The 16,031-nt window shown below is 59.2% G+C and carries 11 protein-coding genes and 1 pseudogene; 5 read left to right on the plus strand and 7 right to left on the minus strand.

From position 1 onward, the window contains the following. Positions 1–72 precede the first annotated feature (72 nt). The 3 genes from PMI27_RS25595 to PMI27_RS25585 form a co-directional block, all read right to left on the minus strand. Positions 73–1,920, minus strand: coding sequence for an amidohydrolase (locus tag PMI27_RS25595; protein ID WP_033053025.1), 1,848 nt, complete (start codon positions 1,918–1,920; stop codon positions 73–75). A gap of 308 nt (positions 1,921–2,228) precedes the next feature. Next, positions 2,229–2,543 (minus strand): SCP2 sterol-binding domain-containing protein, encoded by a 315-nt coding sequence (locus PMI27_RS25590; protein WP_008154977.1) that lies wholly within the window; start codon positions 2,541–2,543, stop codon positions 2,229–2,231. A 64-nt stretch (positions 2,544–2,607) separates the two neighbouring features. Next, positions 2,608–3,318: a histidine phosphatase family protein gene (locus PMI27_RS25585; RefSeq protein WP_008154975.1), complete on the minus strand. Its 711-nt coding sequence runs from the start codon at positions 3,316–3,318 to the stop codon at positions 2,608–2,610. Positions 3,319–3,521: 203 nt separating this feature from the next. Here PMI27_RS25585 and sohB point away from each other — a divergent pair, with 203 nt between their 5' ends. The 3 genes and pseudogenes from sohB (at position 3,522) to PMI27_RS25575 (ending at position 5,511) form a co-directional block, all read left to right on the plus strand. Beyond that, positions 3,522–4,544 carry a protease SohB gene (sohB, locus tag PMI27_RS25580; RefSeq protein ID WP_008154971.1) on the plus strand — a complete coding sequence of 341 codons (1,023 nt, stop codon included), beginning with the start codon at positions 3,522–3,524 and terminating at the stop codon, positions 4,542–4,544. Positions 4,545–4,815: 271 nt separating this feature from the next. Further along, positions 4,816–4,983: pseudogene (locus tag PMI27_RS32005) on the plus strand (group II intron reverse transcriptase/maturase); the annotation flags it as partial. A gap of 219 nt (positions 4,984–5,202) precedes the next feature. After that, positions 5,203–5,511, plus strand: coding sequence for a hypothetical protein (locus tag PMI27_RS25575; protein ID WP_008154969.1), 309 nt, complete (start codon positions 5,203–5,205; stop codon positions 5,509–5,511). Between the two features lie 77 nt (positions 5,512–5,588). On the opposite strand, the gene PMI27_RS25570 is transcribed toward PMI27_RS25575, so the two are convergent. Together PMI27_RS25570 and PMI27_RS25565 are read right to left on the minus strand one after the other, a co-directional pair. Beyond that, positions 5,589–6,083, minus strand: a complete 495-nt coding sequence (locus PMI27_RS25570) for a DUF934 domain-containing protein (RefSeq protein WP_008154967.1) — start codon at positions 6,081–6,083, stop codon at positions 5,589–5,591. After that, entirely contained in the window at positions 6,067–7,725 is a 1,659-nt protein-coding gene (locus PMI27_RS25565) for a nitrite/sulfite reductase (protein WP_008154965.1), read from the minus strand. The genes PMI27_RS25570 and PMI27_RS25565 overlap by 17 nt, the downstream gene beginning before the upstream one ends. 523 nt (positions 7,726–8,248) lie before the next feature. On the opposite strand from PMI27_RS25565, the gene PMI27_RS25560 reads away from it, so the two are divergent. After that, positions 8,249–9,322 carry an ABC transporter substrate-binding protein gene (locus PMI27_RS25560; RefSeq protein ID WP_008154960.1) on the plus strand — a complete coding sequence of 358 codons (1,074 nt, stop codon included), beginning with the start codon at positions 8,249–8,251 and terminating at the stop codon, positions 9,320–9,322. Here the strand turns inward: PMI27_RS25560 and PMI27_RS25555 are convergent. After that, positions 9,319–9,537, minus strand: coding sequence for a DUF2970 domain-containing protein (locus PMI27_RS25555; protein ID WP_008154959.1), 219 nt, complete (start codon positions 9,535–9,537; stop codon positions 9,319–9,321). The two genes, PMI27_RS25560 and PMI27_RS25555, sit on opposite strands and share 4 nt — an antisense overlap. Before the next feature lie 152 nt (positions 9,538–9,689). Beyond that, on the minus strand, positions 9,690–13,400 hold the full coding sequence (metH, locus tag PMI27_RS25550; protein WP_008154957.1) for a methionine synthase: 3,711 nt from the start codon (positions 13,398–13,400) through the stop codon (positions 9,690–9,692). A 155-nt stretch (positions 13,401–13,555) separates the two neighbouring features. Here metH and PMI27_RS25545 point away from each other — a divergent pair, with 155 nt between their 5' ends. Then, positions 13,556–15,850, plus strand: a complete 2,295-nt coding sequence (locus tag PMI27_RS25545; RefSeq protein ID WP_008154955.1) for a fatty acid cis/trans isomerase — start codon at positions 13,556–13,558, stop codon at positions 15,848–15,850. The last annotated feature ends 181 nt before the right edge of the window (positions 15,851–16,031 follow it).

Genomic DNA, 16,031 nt, shown 5'->3' on the forward strand with positions numbered 1-16,031 from the left:
GCAGCTCCTACACGAGATATTGCATACACCCTGTAGGAGCTGCCGCAGGCTGCGATCTTTTAGCGGCTCATTTCAAAACGCAAAACACGAACAACCAAAGGCCCCCCAGAAACCGGCGAAATCGCTGACCGGTGCCGAGGACAGCCGCGCCCGTTCATGGCTATGGGCATGTACTGCGCAAGCCCCGACACATTGATGGACCTGCGCCGTCAGTGGCGCCAGGGGTTTCCAATGGCCCGGTACTTTGGCAACAGGCGACCACTCAGGCACCACCGGGACGGGAGGCGGCCCGAGTTTTTCAAACTCGACGCTGCCGTAGACGATCTTGCCGTCAACGATGGTCAGGACCGATTCGATCCATTTGACCGCCTCATCCTCGATGTGGAAATAGTCCGCCGACAACGCAATCAAGTCCGCCAGTTGCCCGACCTTGATCTGGCCTTTTTTACCTTGCTCGGAGGAAAACCAGGCGCTGCCGTGGGTGAAGAGTTCCAGCGCGGTATCGCGGCTCAAGCCTTGCGGGTACAGCGCCAAACCACCGACGGTGCGACCGCTGATCAGCCAGTACAGCGAAGTCCAGGGGTTGTAACTGGAGACGCGCGTGGCATCGGTGCCAGCGCCGACCGGAATGCCTTCGGCCAGCATGCGAGCGATGGGCGGCGTGGCTTCGGCAGCCTTGGCGCCGTAACGGTCGACGAAGTATTCACCCTGGAAGGCCATGCGGTCCTGGATCGCGATGCCACCGCCGAGGGCTTTGACCCGTTCGATGTTCTGCGGGGTGATGGTTTCGGCGTGGTCGAAGAACCACGGCAAACCGTCGAACGGAATGTCGCGATTGACCTTCTCGAACACGTCGAGCATGCGGCTGATGGATTCGTTGTACGTGGCGTGTAAACGGAACGGCCAGCGCTGCTCCACCAGATGGCGAACCACCGGTTCCAGTTCCTGTTCCATGGTTTGCGGCAGGTCGGGGCGGGGCTCGAGGAAGTCTTCGAAGTCGGCCGCCGAGAACACCAGCATTTCCCCGGCACCGTTGTGCCGTAGAAAATCATCGCCCTGACCGTAGTGGGAGGTGCTGGTCCAGTTCTTGAAGTCGGTCAGCTCTTCCTTGGGTTTCTGCGTGAACAGGTTGTAGGCAATGCGCACCGTGAGTTGCTGGTCTTTGGCCAGTTGCTGGATGACTTGATAGTCGTCCGGATAATTCTGATAACCGCCGCCGGCATCGATGGCGCTGGTGACACCCAGGCGATTGAGTTCACGCATGAATTGGCGGGTGGAGTTGACCTGGTATTCCAGCGGCAGTTTTGGCCCCTTGGCCAGGGTCGAGTAGAGAATCATCGCGTTGGGGCGGGCGATCAGCATGCCCGTCGGGTCGCCATTGGCATCGCGCTGGATCTCGCCACCCGGCGGGTTTGGCGTATCGCGGGTATAGCCGACCACCTTCAACGCGGCGCGGTTGAGCAGGGCGCGGTCGTAGAGGTGCAGGACGAACACCGGGGTGTCCGGCGCGGCTTTGTTCAGTTCATCAATCGTCGGCAGGCGTTTTTCGGCGAACTGGAACTCGTTCCAGCCACCGACCACCCGCACCCATTGCGGCGTGGGCGTACGGTCGGCCTGATCCTTGAGCATGCGCAGCGCGTCGACCAGTGAAGGGACACCTTCCCAGCGCAGTTCGAGGTTGTAGTTGAGGCCACCACGGATCAGGTGCAAGTGTGAGTCGTTGAGACCGGGAATCACCGTGCGCCCGTGCAGGTCGATAATTTGCGTGCCGGGACCTTGCAGGGCCATGGCCTGGGCATCGCTGCCGACCACCACGAAGCGTCCGTCCTTGATCGCGACGGCGCTGGCCTGAGGTTTTTTGCGGTCGACGGTGTGCAGGCGTCCGTTGTACAGAATGAGGTCGGCGGGGGCGTCGGGCATGGTTTTACTCCCTGCGATTAGCGGGCTGATCCAGGCACCGACGGCGCCTGCCGAAAGGCCTTGCAGTACACGTCGGCGGTTAAATCCGTCGTGGTCGTCAGGTGGACTCATGGGCAGTGCTCCGCGCAAAGGCTCTTGATTAAGAAAGCGAGGGCAAACAGCCGATGTCTGACGCATGCGGCCAGAAGGAATATAGACGGCAAATCCGCAGGTAGCCGTTTTCCGATGGCGAAAAACGACGAATCCCGCCTCGAGGGGCGGGATTCGTTTGCAGCCAGGCGTGCCCCCGAAGGTCGGGAGCGGCGCGCTTAGGCCGGGAACAGCTCGGACAGTTTCATGGCCAGCATCATGTCGCCTTCGGCGCGCAGTTTGCCGCCCATGAAGGCTTGCATGCCGTCGGTTTCGCCGCTGACGATGCCTTCCAGGGTTTCGCCGTCCATCACCAGAGTCACCTGGGCGTCCGGGTTTTCGCCTTCCTGGAGCTCACAGGTGCTGTCCTTGACGATCAGCGAGAAGTTCTTGGTATCGTCGATGCGGAAACCGAATACCAGGTCCAGACCGGCAGCAGCGGCTGGGTTGAACTTGGCTTTCATTGCTTGTACGGCATCAGCTACGGAGGTCATGGTTCGATCCTTTCTTGGGTAATTAGAGCTGGGTGAATACAGCCAGGGTCACAATAGTCCGGACTCAGCGAAACGTGATGAGTTCCGGGGTCTTCAACAGCTGCAGGTGCGCATGACTGTTGAAAGAAGACAGAGCCACCTCGCGACCGCGAAACTTCAGCAGGTTGAGCGAGGTGTTGACGATTTGCCAGTTCAGTTCAAACGCCTGCTTTGCGGGCATTTGCGTAATGAGATGGAGCAGGGCCGTGATAGTGCCGCCAGAGGTGAACACGGCGATTTTCTGGGAATTGTCGGCGCTTTCGAGGATTCGCTGCAGACCGGCTTGCACCCGTTCGACAAACCCCAGCCAGCTTTCCAGGCCCGGTGTGTCATAGGTGCCGGCAAGCCAGCGTTCGATGATCAGGGCGAAGATTCGCTGGAACTCACCGCGGTTTTGCGCGGCATTGCGCAGGATGTGCAGCGCTTCGGGTTCGTCCGGTAACATGGCCGGCAGCAGCGCGCGGATCACCGCGTCGGCGTCGAACTCATTGAAAGCGGAATCGATTTCCAGGACAGGAACCGGCAGGTCTGCCGCAGCGAACTGTTCCAGCGCGCTGTTGGCCGTGTGCTGCTGGCGGCGCAGGTCGCCCGAGAGGCAGCGATCGAAGCTGATGCCCAGCTCGGCGAGGTGCTGGCCGAGGACTTCTGCCTGGCGAACACCGATCGGCGACAGGACGTCATAGTCGTCTGCACCAAAGGAGGCCTGGCCATGTCGAATCAAATAGATACTGCCCACGTCCGCGTCATCCCGGTACGTTGAAGGTTCGGCGAGGTTATGAGGATGACGGTGAGCTGTCAATGAAAAAACATACGCTTGTTTGAAATGCCCGTTACAGGGCTGTTGCCAGAGGTTTCACGGCTGGCCGGCGGGGCGGCGCATGGGTATGCTGGAGGTATCCCGCGCGCGTTTATGCAGCGCATCGTATTAAAGGAGTCCCTGTGGAGTTTTTTGCCGAGTACGCAGTTTTTCTGGCTAAGACCGTGACACTGGTGATCGCCATTCTGGTGGTCCTGGCCAGTTTCGCGGCGTTGCGCAGCAAAGGTCGACGCAAGTCGGTCGGCCAGTTGCAAGTCAGCAAACTCAATGATTTCTACAAAGGGCTGCGCGAACGCCTGGAGCAAACCTTGCTCGACAAGGACCAGCTCAAGGCTTTGCGCAAAGTCGAAGCTAAATCCGAGAAAAAGCAAAAGAAGAAAACCGAAGCCAAGCCACGGGTGTTTGTGCTCGATTTCGACGGCGACATCAAGGCCTCGGCCACTGAAAGCCTGCGCCATGAAATCACCGCGCTGCTGACCCTCGCCACGCCCAAGGATGAAGTGGTGCTGCGTCTGGAAAGCGGCGGCGGCATGGTTCACAGCTACGGCCTGGCGTCCTCGCAACTGGCGCGTATCCGTGATGCCGGTGTGCCGTTGACCGTGTGCATTGACAAGGTCGCGGCCAGCGGCGGCTACATGATGGCGTGCATCGGCGAGAAGATCATCAGCGCGCCGTTCGCGATCCTCGGCTCGATCGGTGTCGTGGCGCAGTTACCTAACGTCAACCGCCTGCTGAAAAAGCACGACATCGACTTCGAAGTGCTGACCGCCGGCGAGTATAAGCGCACCCTGACGGTGTTTGGCGAAAACACCGAGAAGGGCCGCGAGAAGTTCCAGGAAGACCTGGACATCACTCACCAGTTGTTCAAGAACTTCGTTTCGCGCTATCGCCCGCAACTGGCCATCGACGAAGTGGCCACCGGCGAAATCTGGCTCGGCGTCGCGGCGCTGGACAAGCAACTGGTGGACGAACTCAAGACCAGCGATGAATACCTCTCCGAGCGTGCCAAGAAGTCCGAGCTGTACCACTTGCACTACGCCGAACGCAAAAGCCTGCAGGAGCGCATTGGCATGGCGGCCAGCGGCTCGGTAGATCGTGTGCTGCTGAGCTGGTGGAGCCGGTTGACCCAGCAACGCTTCTGGTAACTCTTGAGCTGTCCCGGTACTTAAACAAAACCGCAGCGTCCGCTGCGGTTTTTTTATGCGTGCGCCAGGTATGGCGCATTGCGCGCAAGCGCAACCAGTTTGGCTGTGGTGGCCACGCTGGTGACTTGGAGCTGAAAGTCCTCTACACACCTGGCAAGGGGGCGTGTTTCCCCAAAGCCCAATACTTGTACGGAACGCTGCGACGTAGATCCGACAGGCATAAGCAGGAAGGTCGCGCGAATTACCCTGGGAGATCTGCACGTTTGCCAGTGTGCTTCCGAGCGTCGAGCGGTTCCTGGCTCAGCGCCTGAAACTGACGCTGAACCGGGAAAAGAGCCGAGTGGCACGGCCTTGGGGCTGTGATTATCTGGGTTATGAGACGAGCTGGCATCAACAGCCAAGGCTGAGAGTGGCGAGCATGAGTCTGCGTCGCCTGCGCTTAATCGCATAACTTGAACCGCCCTATACGGATCCGTACGTACGGAGTGAGAGGACGGCGGATGTAAATCCGCCTCCTACTCGATCCATTGTCGAATGCGTAGTTAAAAGTTTTAACTAACGAGGATCTATAAATATTTTGTACATATTAAAGGCGTTTGCTTGTCAGAAGTTTTGATTAGACTCAGCTTCCCCTAATCAGCAGCAAGGATGTTGCACAATGGAAATAAGCACTCAATACAATGGTAATCCGGATGACTTTGCTCTTTTTGTGAAGTTATTGCCCGAAAAGCTCATGTTTCTTATCGATGTACGGCGGGGCAAGGATCATAAGGTTGTTCATCGTTCCACAAATGATGAAATCCTGATCACCTCTATCAGGCGCCATCAGCCCAGTCAGTGGAAGCCGGAGTTCAAGGTTTTTATCGAAGGCGAGAATTGGGGAAGTTTGAACAAGACGTTATTTGATGACGTCTCCGCATTGGCGTACGCCATCAGGAAAAGAGGGCTGAAGCAAGTTGAGTTCTAACGAATTTTGATGTGCGAAAGAGTGTTTCACATGTAATAAAGCCTTGATGACTGTTGGTCATCAAGGCTTTATTTTTGTTAGCGGCGACGGAACAGCGGCAGCGGTTCGTCGGTAGCAGCCTGATAGGTCACCGAGAAGTCCTTGAGACCTTCAAGGGCTTCGTACGGGTCTTTATCGGCGCGGATCGCAAAGGCGTCGAAACCGCAGCGGTGCAGGTAGAACAACTGGTCGCGCAGTACATCGCCAATTGCCCGCAATTCGCCTTTGAAACCATAACGGTCACGCAGCAGGCGGGCGTTGGAGTAGTTGCGGCCGTCGGTGAAGGCTGGGAAGTTCAGGGCGATGACCTGGAAATTTTCCACGTCGTCACCGATTTCTTCCGCTTCTTCATCGGCATCCAGCCACACGCCCAGGCCGCCATCACGGGCCTTGAGCATGCGGGCGTGTTCGCGCCACAGCTGCAACGGGACGATCAGGTCGTCGCAGTTGCTGATCTCGTCGATGTTGAAGTCCTTGGGCAGCAAGTGCCAGGTTTCGTCGACGACTTCGTTGTTCTTAATTATTCGCTGCATAGACGCGCTCCTTGAAGAGGTCGATGCCAATACGCTGATAGGTGTCGATGAAACGCTCGTCTTCGGTACGTTGTTCGATGTACACGTCGATCAGCTTTTCAATCACATCAGGCATGGCTTCCTGGGCGAAGGACGGGCCGAGGATCTTGCCCAGGCTCGCATCGCGACTGGCGCTGCCACCCAGGGACACCTGGTAGAACTCTTCACCTTTCTTGTCCACCCCGAGGATACCGATGTGGCCGACGTGGTGGTGACCACAGGCGTTCATGCAGCCGGAGATGTTCAGGTCCAGTTCGCCGATATCGAACAGGTAATCCAGGTCTTCGAAGCGACGCTGGATCGACTCGGCGATCGGGATCGACTTGGCGTTGGCCAGCGAGCAGAAGTCGCCGCCTGGGCAGCAGATGATGTCGGTGAGCAAGCCGATGTTCGGCGTGGCGAAGCCCTGCTCACGCAACTCGCCCCACATCGCGAACAGTTGAGTCTGCTCAACGTCAGCCAGAATGATGTTCTGCTCGTGGGACGTGCGCAGCTGACCGAAGCTGTAACGATCGGCCAGGTCGGCAACGGCATCGAGCTGCTTGTCGGTGATGTCGCCCGGTGCAACACCGGTCGGCTTCAGGGACAGGGTCACGGCCACATAACCCGGCTTTTTGTGGGCCAGGGTATTGCGGGTGCGCCAGCGAGCGAAGCCCGGGTGTTCTTTGTCGAGTTCGGCCAACGCCAGGGCCTGGTTGTCCAGCGCCTTGTACTCGGGGTCGACGAAGTGTTTGGCCACACGATGCACTTCGGCGTCGGTCAACGTGGTCTGGCCACCGCGAAGGTGTTCCATCTCTGCGTCGACTTTTTGTGCGAAGACTTCAGGTGTCAGGGCCTTGACCAGAATCTTGATCCGCGCCTTGTACTTGTTGTCACGACGGCCATAGCGGTTGTAGACCCGCAGGATGGCGTCGAGGTAGCTCAACAGGTCTTGCCACGGCAGGAATTCATTGATGAACGCGCCGACCACCGGGGTACGGCCGAGACCGCCACCCACCAGCACACGGAAGCCCAGCTCGCCAGCGGCGTTGTGCACCGGCTCAAGGCCGATGTCATGGACTTCGATGGCCGCACGGTCGGAAGTCGAGCCGTTGATGGCGATCTTGAACTTGCGCGGCAAGTAAGCGAATTCCGGGTGGAACGTAGTCCATTGGCGGACGATCTCGCACCACGGGCGCGGATCGATCAGCTCGTCGGCAGCGACACCGGCGAACTGGTCGGTGGTGACGTTGCGCAAGCAGTTGCCGCTGGTCTGGATTGCGTGCATTTGCACGGTCGCCAGTTCGGCAAGGATGTCCGGGATGTCTTCCAGCGCCGGCCAGTTGAACTGTACGTTCTGCCGGGTGCTGATGTGGGCGTAGCCCTTGTCGTAGTCACGGGCAATCTTGGCCATCATTCGCGTCTGGCGCGAAGTCAGTTGGCCGTAAGGCACCGCCACCCGCAACATCGGCGCGAAGCGCTGAATGTAAAGGCCATTTTGCAGGCGCAGAGGGCGGAATTCTTCTTCGCTCAGCTCGCCTGCCAGATAGCGTCGGGTCTGATCCCGGAACTGCTTGACGCGGTCCTCGATGATCCGCTGATCGTACTCGTCATATACGTACATATAAGTCCTGTTCTCAGGCTTGGGCCGGTCGGATCCAGTTGCGTTTTTCGCTTGGAAGTCTCCGATACTGCCTCGGCAATTCTGCGCGCACGGCCGCGCACTCCCAACGGAGCCGGGGCAAGATACCAGTTTGCAGTTATGCGCAAAAGTGATGTTTGAGTATATGTAAAGAACCAAAACGACTAATGAGATCCAATGAGGTAAAACCCACATTTGTGGTGCGGGCAATCATCGTCTTAACTGTGCTCGAGTCTTTATGCAATCACCGATAAAACCGACAAGAGGCGATGCAATGAGCAACCCTACCAAAACGTCAAAACCCGATAGCACGGTCGATGCTTGGGCGATTCTGTTCCTGATCATCCTGGTCGTGGGCACCGCGGTATTTTGGGTCAGCCATCAATAACCGACCCCGTCCGGGTCTCATTCCGACGATTGTCGGACAATAACCGGAATAAACGCCGTTTTCCGGGACTTCGCTGGCTATAATGCGCGGCGAATTGCCGGGGGGCTCGGACGATCAATGTTGAAGTTTTTCTACTCATTCCTGCTGATGCTTGGCGCGGTTTACGGCCCTGTTGCGCGTGCGGAATCGGTATTGTTCCTCAGTCCCGGTAAGACTGACGAAGCCTTCTGGATCAGCTATTCGCAATTCATGCAGGCGGCAGCCACGGATCTGGGCATTGATCTGCGAATTCTCTATTCCCGGCGCATGCCGGAGCTCACGCTGGCGCAGGCCCGCCAGGCGCTGCAAGGCCCTGATCGTCCGGACTATCTGGTGTTCGCCAACGAACAGTACGTCGCCCCGCAGATCATTCGCCTGGCCCAGGGCAGCGGGGTGAAGCTGTTTATGGTTAACGCTTCGCTGACGGCCAATCAGCAAAGTCTGCTGGGGGATCGCTCTGATCGGTTGGGCAGCCTGGTGCCCAACGACGAGGAGGGTGGCTACCTGATGCTCAAGGAACTGATTCGCCAGCATCCGCCCGCGGCGCCCGGTCAGGTCATCGAGTTGCTGGCATTTTCCGGCCTGAAGATCACCCCTTCGGCGCAACTGCGCGAGCAAGGCATGATGCGGGCCTTGGCCGAGCACCCAGAAGTACGCTTGCGCCAACTGGTTTACAGCGGCTGGACCCGGGAACGGGCCTATGAACAGGCCAAACTGCTGTTCCGGCGTTACCCGAAGGTCTCGCTGGTGTGGTCAGCCAATGACGAAATGGCGTTTGGCGCCATGCAGGCGTATTCGGAGACGGGCGGGACTCCCGGCAAGGATGCGTTGTTCAGTGCGGTCAATACCTCGCCGGCGGCGTTACAGGCGACGGTCGACGGACGCATCAGCGTGCTGTTGGGCGGGCACTTCACGTTGGGCGGCTGGGCACTGGTGGCGTTACATGATCTTGATCAGGGCGTGGATCTCAGCCATTACGGCGGCCGAGACCGGCAAATCCCGTTGTTGCAACTGATCGACAAGGCACAGGCCAGGCGATTGCTGGCCATGGGGGAATCACCGGATTACGGTGTGAACTTCCGCCGTCTTTCAGCCAAGGGCCGGTCGACGTCGTATCGCTATCCGTTCAGCCTGCAAACCTTGATGCGCTAAACCCCGGCCAGATGCACCACCAGTTGCACGATGCCATACAGCGTCAACGCGAACACCGCGGTGAACAAAATCCCCAGAATCACGAAATGACTGGGCTTGCCGTGAGTGAAATCCCGCGCCCGGTTCTTCCCGCTCTGCACCCCGAACGCCGCCGCCATGACGCTGTGCAGCATCTGCCAGAAAGTGGGCGGCTTGTTGTCGGCTGGATCGTCCATAAACCCCTCGTCACCAATGTGTGAGAGCTAAGCATAGACAATCCCCAAAAACCTGTGGGAGCGTGGCTTGCCCGCGATGGAAGCGCCGCGGTCTCACAGGGAAACCGCGTCATCGTTCATCGCGGGCAAGCCACGCTCCCACAGTGGGGGGGTTAGTTGTCGTAACCCAGGTTCGGCGCCAGCCAGCGCTCGGTCACGCTCAGTTCCTGACCCTTGCGCGAGGTGTAGCTCTGCACCTGATCCTTGTCGATCTTGCCCACGGCGAAATACTGCGCCTGCGGGTGAGCGAAGTACCAACCGCTGACCGCTGCCGCCGGGAACATCGCGTAGCTCTCGGTAAGGAACACGCCGCTGCGGCCGGCTTTCATTTCCGAGGCCTCAGGGTCCAGCAACTTGAACAGCGTGGATTTCTCGGTGTGATCCGGGCAGGCCGGGTAGCCCGGGGCAGGGCGGATGCCGGTGTATTGCTCTTTGATCAGCGCCTCGTTGTCGAGTGTCTCGTCCTTGGCGTAACCCCAGTAGTCTTTACGGACTTGCTGGTGTAGCCACTCGGCGCACGCCTCGGCCAGGCGGTCAGCCAGTGCCTTGACCATGATCGAGTTGTAGTCGTCGCCGGCATCTTGATAGGCCTTGGCCACTTCTTCTGCACCGATCCCGGCGGTGGTGATGAAACCACCCACGTAGTCGGTTACCTCGCTGTCCTTCGGTGCAACGAAGTCAGCCAGGGAGAAGTTCGGTTTGCCATCGGTCTTGATGGTCTGCTGACGCAGGTGATGCAGCTTGGCAATCGGCTTGCCGTCATCGCCGTAGACTTCAATGTCATCCTCACGCACCTGGTTGGCCGGCCAGAAGCCGAACACCGCGCGGGCGCTGATGAGTTTCTCGTCGATTAGCTTGGCGAGCATTTCCCGGGCGTCGGCGTACAACGCCGTGGCAGCTTCACCGACCACTTCATCCGTGAGGATGCGCGGGAATTTGCCGGCCAGGTCCCAGGAGATAAAGAACGGCGTCCAGTCGATGTATTCGGCCAGGACTTTCAGGTCGATGTTGTCCAGCACCTTGGCACCGGTAAACGTCGGTTTGACCGGCTCGTAAGTGCTCCAGTCGAACTGCGGCTTCTTGGCGATGGCCGCCGGGTAGCTCAGGCGCTCGGTGCGGGCGCTGCGATTGGCGGTGCGCTCGCGGACTTCGATGTATTCCAGGCGAGTCTTCTCGATGAACGCCGGCTTCAATTCCTTGGACAGCAACTGCGTCGCCACGCCCACGGCGCGGGAAGCGTCGGTGACGTAGATCACTGCGTCGTTGCTGTATTTCGGCTCGATCTTCACCGCCGTGTGCGCTTTCGAGGTGGTCGCGCCACCGATCATCAGCGGCAGATGGAAGTCCTGGCGCTGCATCTCGCGGGCCACGTGGACCATTTCATCCAGCGAAGGGGTGATCAAGCCGGACAGGCCGATGATGTCGCACTTCTGCTCCTTGGCCACTTGCAGGATTTTCTCCGCCGGCACCATCACGCCGAGGTCGACGATGTCGTAGCCGTTACAGCCCAGCACCACGCCAACGATGTTCTTGCCGATGTCGTGCACGTCGCCTTTTACCGTGGCCATCAGGATTTTGCCCTTGGCTTCCGGTTTGTCGCCTTTTTCCAGTTCGATGAACGGGATCAAGTGGGCCACGGCCTGCTTCATCACGCGGGCGGATTTCACCACCTGCGGCAGGAACATTTTGCCGGCGCCGAACAGGTCGCCGACGATGTTCATGCCGGACATCAGCGGGCCTTCGATCACTTCAATCGGGCGGGCGAACGACTGACGGGATTCTTCAGTGTCTTCAACAATGTGCGTGGTGATGCCCTTGACCAGCGCATGCTCCAGACGCTTGTTGACGTCCCAGCCGCGCCATTCTTCGGTCTCGGCTTCCTTGACGCTGCCGTCGCCCTTGTACTTGTCGGCAATGGCGAGGAGGGCGTCAGTGCCTTCCGGGGTGCGGTTGAGCACTACGTCTTCAACGGCGTCACGCAGTTCGGCCGGGATCTGGTCGTAGATCTCCAGCTGGCCGGCGTTGACGATACCCATGGTCAGGCCGTTGCGGATCGCATACAGCAGGAACACCGAGTGAATCGCCTCGCGCACCGGGTTGTTGCCCCGGAACGAGAACGACACGTTGGACACACCACCGGAGGTCAGCGCGTACGGCAGTTCGTCACGGATGTAGGCACAGGCGTTGATGAAGTCCACAGCGTAGTTGTTGTGTTCTTCGATGCCGGTGGCGATGGCGAAGATGTTCGGGTCGAAGATGATGTCTTCCGGCGGGAAGCCGACTTCGTTGACCAGAATGTCGTAGGAGCGTTTGCAGATTTCTTTCTTGCGCGCTTCGGTGTCGGCCTGGCCGGCTTCGTCGAAGGCCATCACGACGACTGCGGCACCGTAGCGTTTGCACAGTTTGGCGTGATGAATGAACTGCTCGACGCCTTCCTTCATGCTGATGGAGTTGACGATGCCCTTGCCCTGGATGCACTTGAGGCCGGCTTCGATCACTTCCCACTTGGAGGAGTCGATCATGATCGGTACGCGGGAGATGTCCGGTTCACCGGCAATCAGGTTGAGGAAGGTCACCATGGCCTTCTTCGAATCGAGCATCCCTTCGTCCATGTTGATGTCGATCACCTGGGCGCCGGCTTCGACCTGTTGGAGGGCGACTTCCAGGGCTTCGGTGTAGTTATCTTCGCGGATCAGGCGGGCGAACTTGGCGGAACCGGTGATGTTGGTCCGCTCGCCGACGTTGATGAACAACGAGTTGCGATCGATGGTGAACGGTTCCAGGCCCGACAGGCGGCAGGCCTTTGGAATGTCTGGAATTTCACGCGGCGCATAACCGGCCACGGCCTTGGCGATGGCTTCGATGTGGCCCGGCGTGGTGCCGCAGCAACCGCCGACGATGTTGAGGAAGCCGCTTTGGGCGAATTCTTCGATGACTTTTGCGGTTTCCGCCGGCAGTTCGTCGTACTCGCCGAATTCATTTGGCAGGCCGGCGTTCGGGTGCGCGGAAACGTGGGTGCTGGCCTTGTTCGACAGCTCTTCCAGGTACGGGCGCAATTCGCTGGCGCCGAGGGCGCAGTTCAGGCCGACCGAGATCGGCTTGGCGTGGGCCACGGAGTTCCAGAACGCTTCGGTGGTCTGGCCGGAGAGCGTACGGCCGGAGGCATCGGTGATGGTGCCGGAGATCATGATCGGCAACTCGACGCCGAGTTCTTCGTACACACCTTGCACCGCGAAGATCGCCGCTTTGGCGTTCAGGGTGTCGAAAATGGTTTCGATCAGGATCAGGTCGGCGCCGCCTTCGATCAGGCCTTTGGTGGCCTCGGTGTAGTTTTCCACCAGTTCATCGAAGGTTACGTTGCGGTAGCCGGGGTTGTTCACGTCAGGTGACAGCGAGCAGGTGCGACTTGTAGGGCCGAGCACGCCAGCGACGAAGCGCGGCTTGTCCGGGGTTTCCAGAGTCTTGGCGTCTGCCACCTTGCGCGCCAGACGTGCGCCTTCTACGTTTAGCTCGTACGCTAGGCCCTGCATGCCGTAATCGGCCTGGGACACCTGGGTGGCGTTGAAGGTGTTGGTTTCCAGAATGTCGGCGCCGGCATCCAGGTAGGCTTTCTCGATGGCGCCAATCACGTCCGGGCGCGTCAGGATCAACAGATCGTTGTTGCCCTTGACGTCACTTGGCCAGTCGGCGAAGCGTTTGCCGCGGTAATCCTGCTCTTCGAGTTTGTAGCTCTGGATCATCGTGCCCATGCCGCCATCGAGAATCAGGATGCGCTCTTTGAGGGCGTGCTTGAGAGCTTGAAGGCGAACACTGCGATCGGACATTTGGACTACTCGGAAAGACCATGACGAAGGGGCGGGATAATAGCAAACCTGTGCGGTTTTAGAGCATGTCCCGGTTTTGCATGAATATCGCTCATGTTGGAGTAGGGTGCAGACCGGTAGAATCGCGGCGTTTTTTCATGATCGGGACCAGGGATATGTCTTATCGCGTCATCAGCATTGTTTTGCTGTTTTTAAGCTGGGGCGCCGCCGCGCAGGATCCGGCCATTTCCCCTGGCATTTCCTACAGTCGCGACATACAACCGATCTTCACCGAAAAGTGTGTGGCCTGCCATGCCTGCTATGACGCCGCCTGTCAGCTCAACCTGGGCAGTGGCGAAGGGGCTGCCCGTGGCGCGACCAGGATCCCGGTCTACGACGGCGAACGCCGCCAGGCTGCCGCGCCGACCCGGCTGTTTTATGACGCCTTCGGTAAACGCGCCTGGCAGCAAAAGGACTTCTATTCGGTGCTCGACGCTCAAGGCAGTCAGGCCGCGTTGATGGCGCGGATGCTTGAGTTGGGCCACAAAACCCCCTTGCAACCCAACGCCAGGTTGCCGGAGGACATCGTCCTTGGCCTGAACCGGGAAAACATGTGCGCCCTGCCGGCCGAGTTCGACGGCTACGCCAAATCACATCCCCAAGAGGGCATGCCGCTGGCGGTTACCGGCCTGACCGATCAGCAGTACCAGACGCTGCAGCGCTGGCTGGCATCCGGTGCGCCGATTGACGAGCAAGGCCTTGTACCGAGCGCCAAAGAAGCGTTGCAGGTGGTGCAGTGGGAAAACCTGCTCAACGCACCGGGCGCACGGCAAAGCCTGGTGGGGCGCTGGTTGTTCGAGCATTGGTTTCTCGCTCACCTTTATTTCAAGGACGGTGAGCCGGGGCATTTCTTTCAGTGGGTACGTTCGCGCACGCCGACCGGCCAGCCGATCGATCTGATCAACACACGCCGCCCGAATGACGATCCGGGCACTCAGGTGTATTACCGCTTGTGGCCGGTGCAAGGCGTGATTGTGCAGAAGACCCACATCACCTACCCGCTGAGCGCGGCGAAGATGGCACGGATCAAAAGCCTCTTCTATAACGGCAAATGGCAGGTCGACGCCTTGCCGGGCTACGGGCCGGAGCGTCGGGCCAATCCGTTCACCACGTTCGAGGCGATCCCGGCCCAGGCGCGTTATCAATTCATGCTCGATAACGCCGAATACTTCGTCCGTACGTTTATTCGCGGCCCGGTGTGCCGCGGCCAGATCGCCACCGACGTGATCCGCGATAACTTTTGGGCAATGTTCCAGGCGCCTGAGCACGACCTTTACATCATCGATCCGAAGTATCGCGGCCAGGCTACGCCGTTGCTGGCGATGCCGGGGCAGAACGACGATGTCGGCAGCGTCTTGAGCCTGTGGCATGACTACCGCGACAAGCGTAACGAGTACGAGGCTCTGCGTCGTGACAGTTACGCCGATGCGCCGGCGCCGAGCTGGTCGACCTTATGGGCTGGCAACGATAACGCCTTGCTGACGATCTTTCGGCATTTCGACAGTGCCTCGGTGAACAAAGGCCTGATCGGTGACGTGCCGCAAACGATGTGGCTGTTCGACTTCCCGCTGCTGGAGCGCACGTATTATCAGTTGGCAGTCAACTTCGATGTGTTCGGCAACGTCTCCCATCAGGCGCAAACCCGGCTGTACTTCGACCTGATCCGCAATGGCGCCGAGCAGAACTTCTTGCGCCTGATGCCGGCCGATTCGCGCGACGGCTACCTCGACGACTGGTACCAGAACGGTGGCAAATTCAAGATGTGGCTGGACTACGAGGCCATCGATAACGACAAAGAGACGGCGCTAGTACTGGACGAAAAGGACCCGAAACGCGATTTCGCCCTGCAGTTGCTGGCCCGTTACGGCGACCTCAACGCCAAGCCGGATCCGATCAACCGTTGTGACGGCGCCTATTGCTCGCGGCCGAACATCGACCTGGCCTTGCAGAACGCCGAACAGGCGTTGAGTCGCCTGACTTCGCGTCCGGCGGCCGGGCTGAAGGTTATCGATCAGTTGCCGGAAGCGACCCTGCTGCGCATCGAAACCGCGAGCGGCAAACGCGAGGTCTACAGCCTGCTGCGCAACCGGGCGCACAGTAATGTTGCGTTTCTGCTCGGTGAATCCCTGCGGTATCAGCCAGGGCTCGACACTGTGACTATTTATCCGGGCGTGCTCAGCAGCTATCCGAACTTCATGTTTAACATTCCGGCCGAGCAAGTGCCTGAATTCGTGGGCGAGATGGAAAACGCCATGGACGCCAATCGATTCGAAAAAATCGTCGAGCGCTGGGGGATTCGCCGCAGCCATCCGCAGTTCTGGTTCTACTTCCATGACCTGAGCCGGTACGTCCACGAGACCGATCCGGCGGAAGAGGGCGTGCTGGACATGAACCGGTACGAGAATCTTTGATCGACCTTTGACTGTTGGCCGGTGTCGGATCTATCAGGCACGCCAATCCCTGTAGGAGCCGAGCTGGCTCCGGGCGGCGATCCGACGATGGCGGCGGTACATTCAAAATCAAAGTGACTGACAATACGCTATCGTCGGATCGCCGCCCGGAGCCAGCTCGGCTCCTACAAGGGATTGGCGG

It is taken from the genome of Pseudomonas sp. GM41(2012) (genome assembly GCF_000282315.2).
GTDB lineage: Bacteria > Pseudomonadota > Gammaproteobacteria > Pseudomonadales > Pseudomonadaceae > Aquipseudomonas.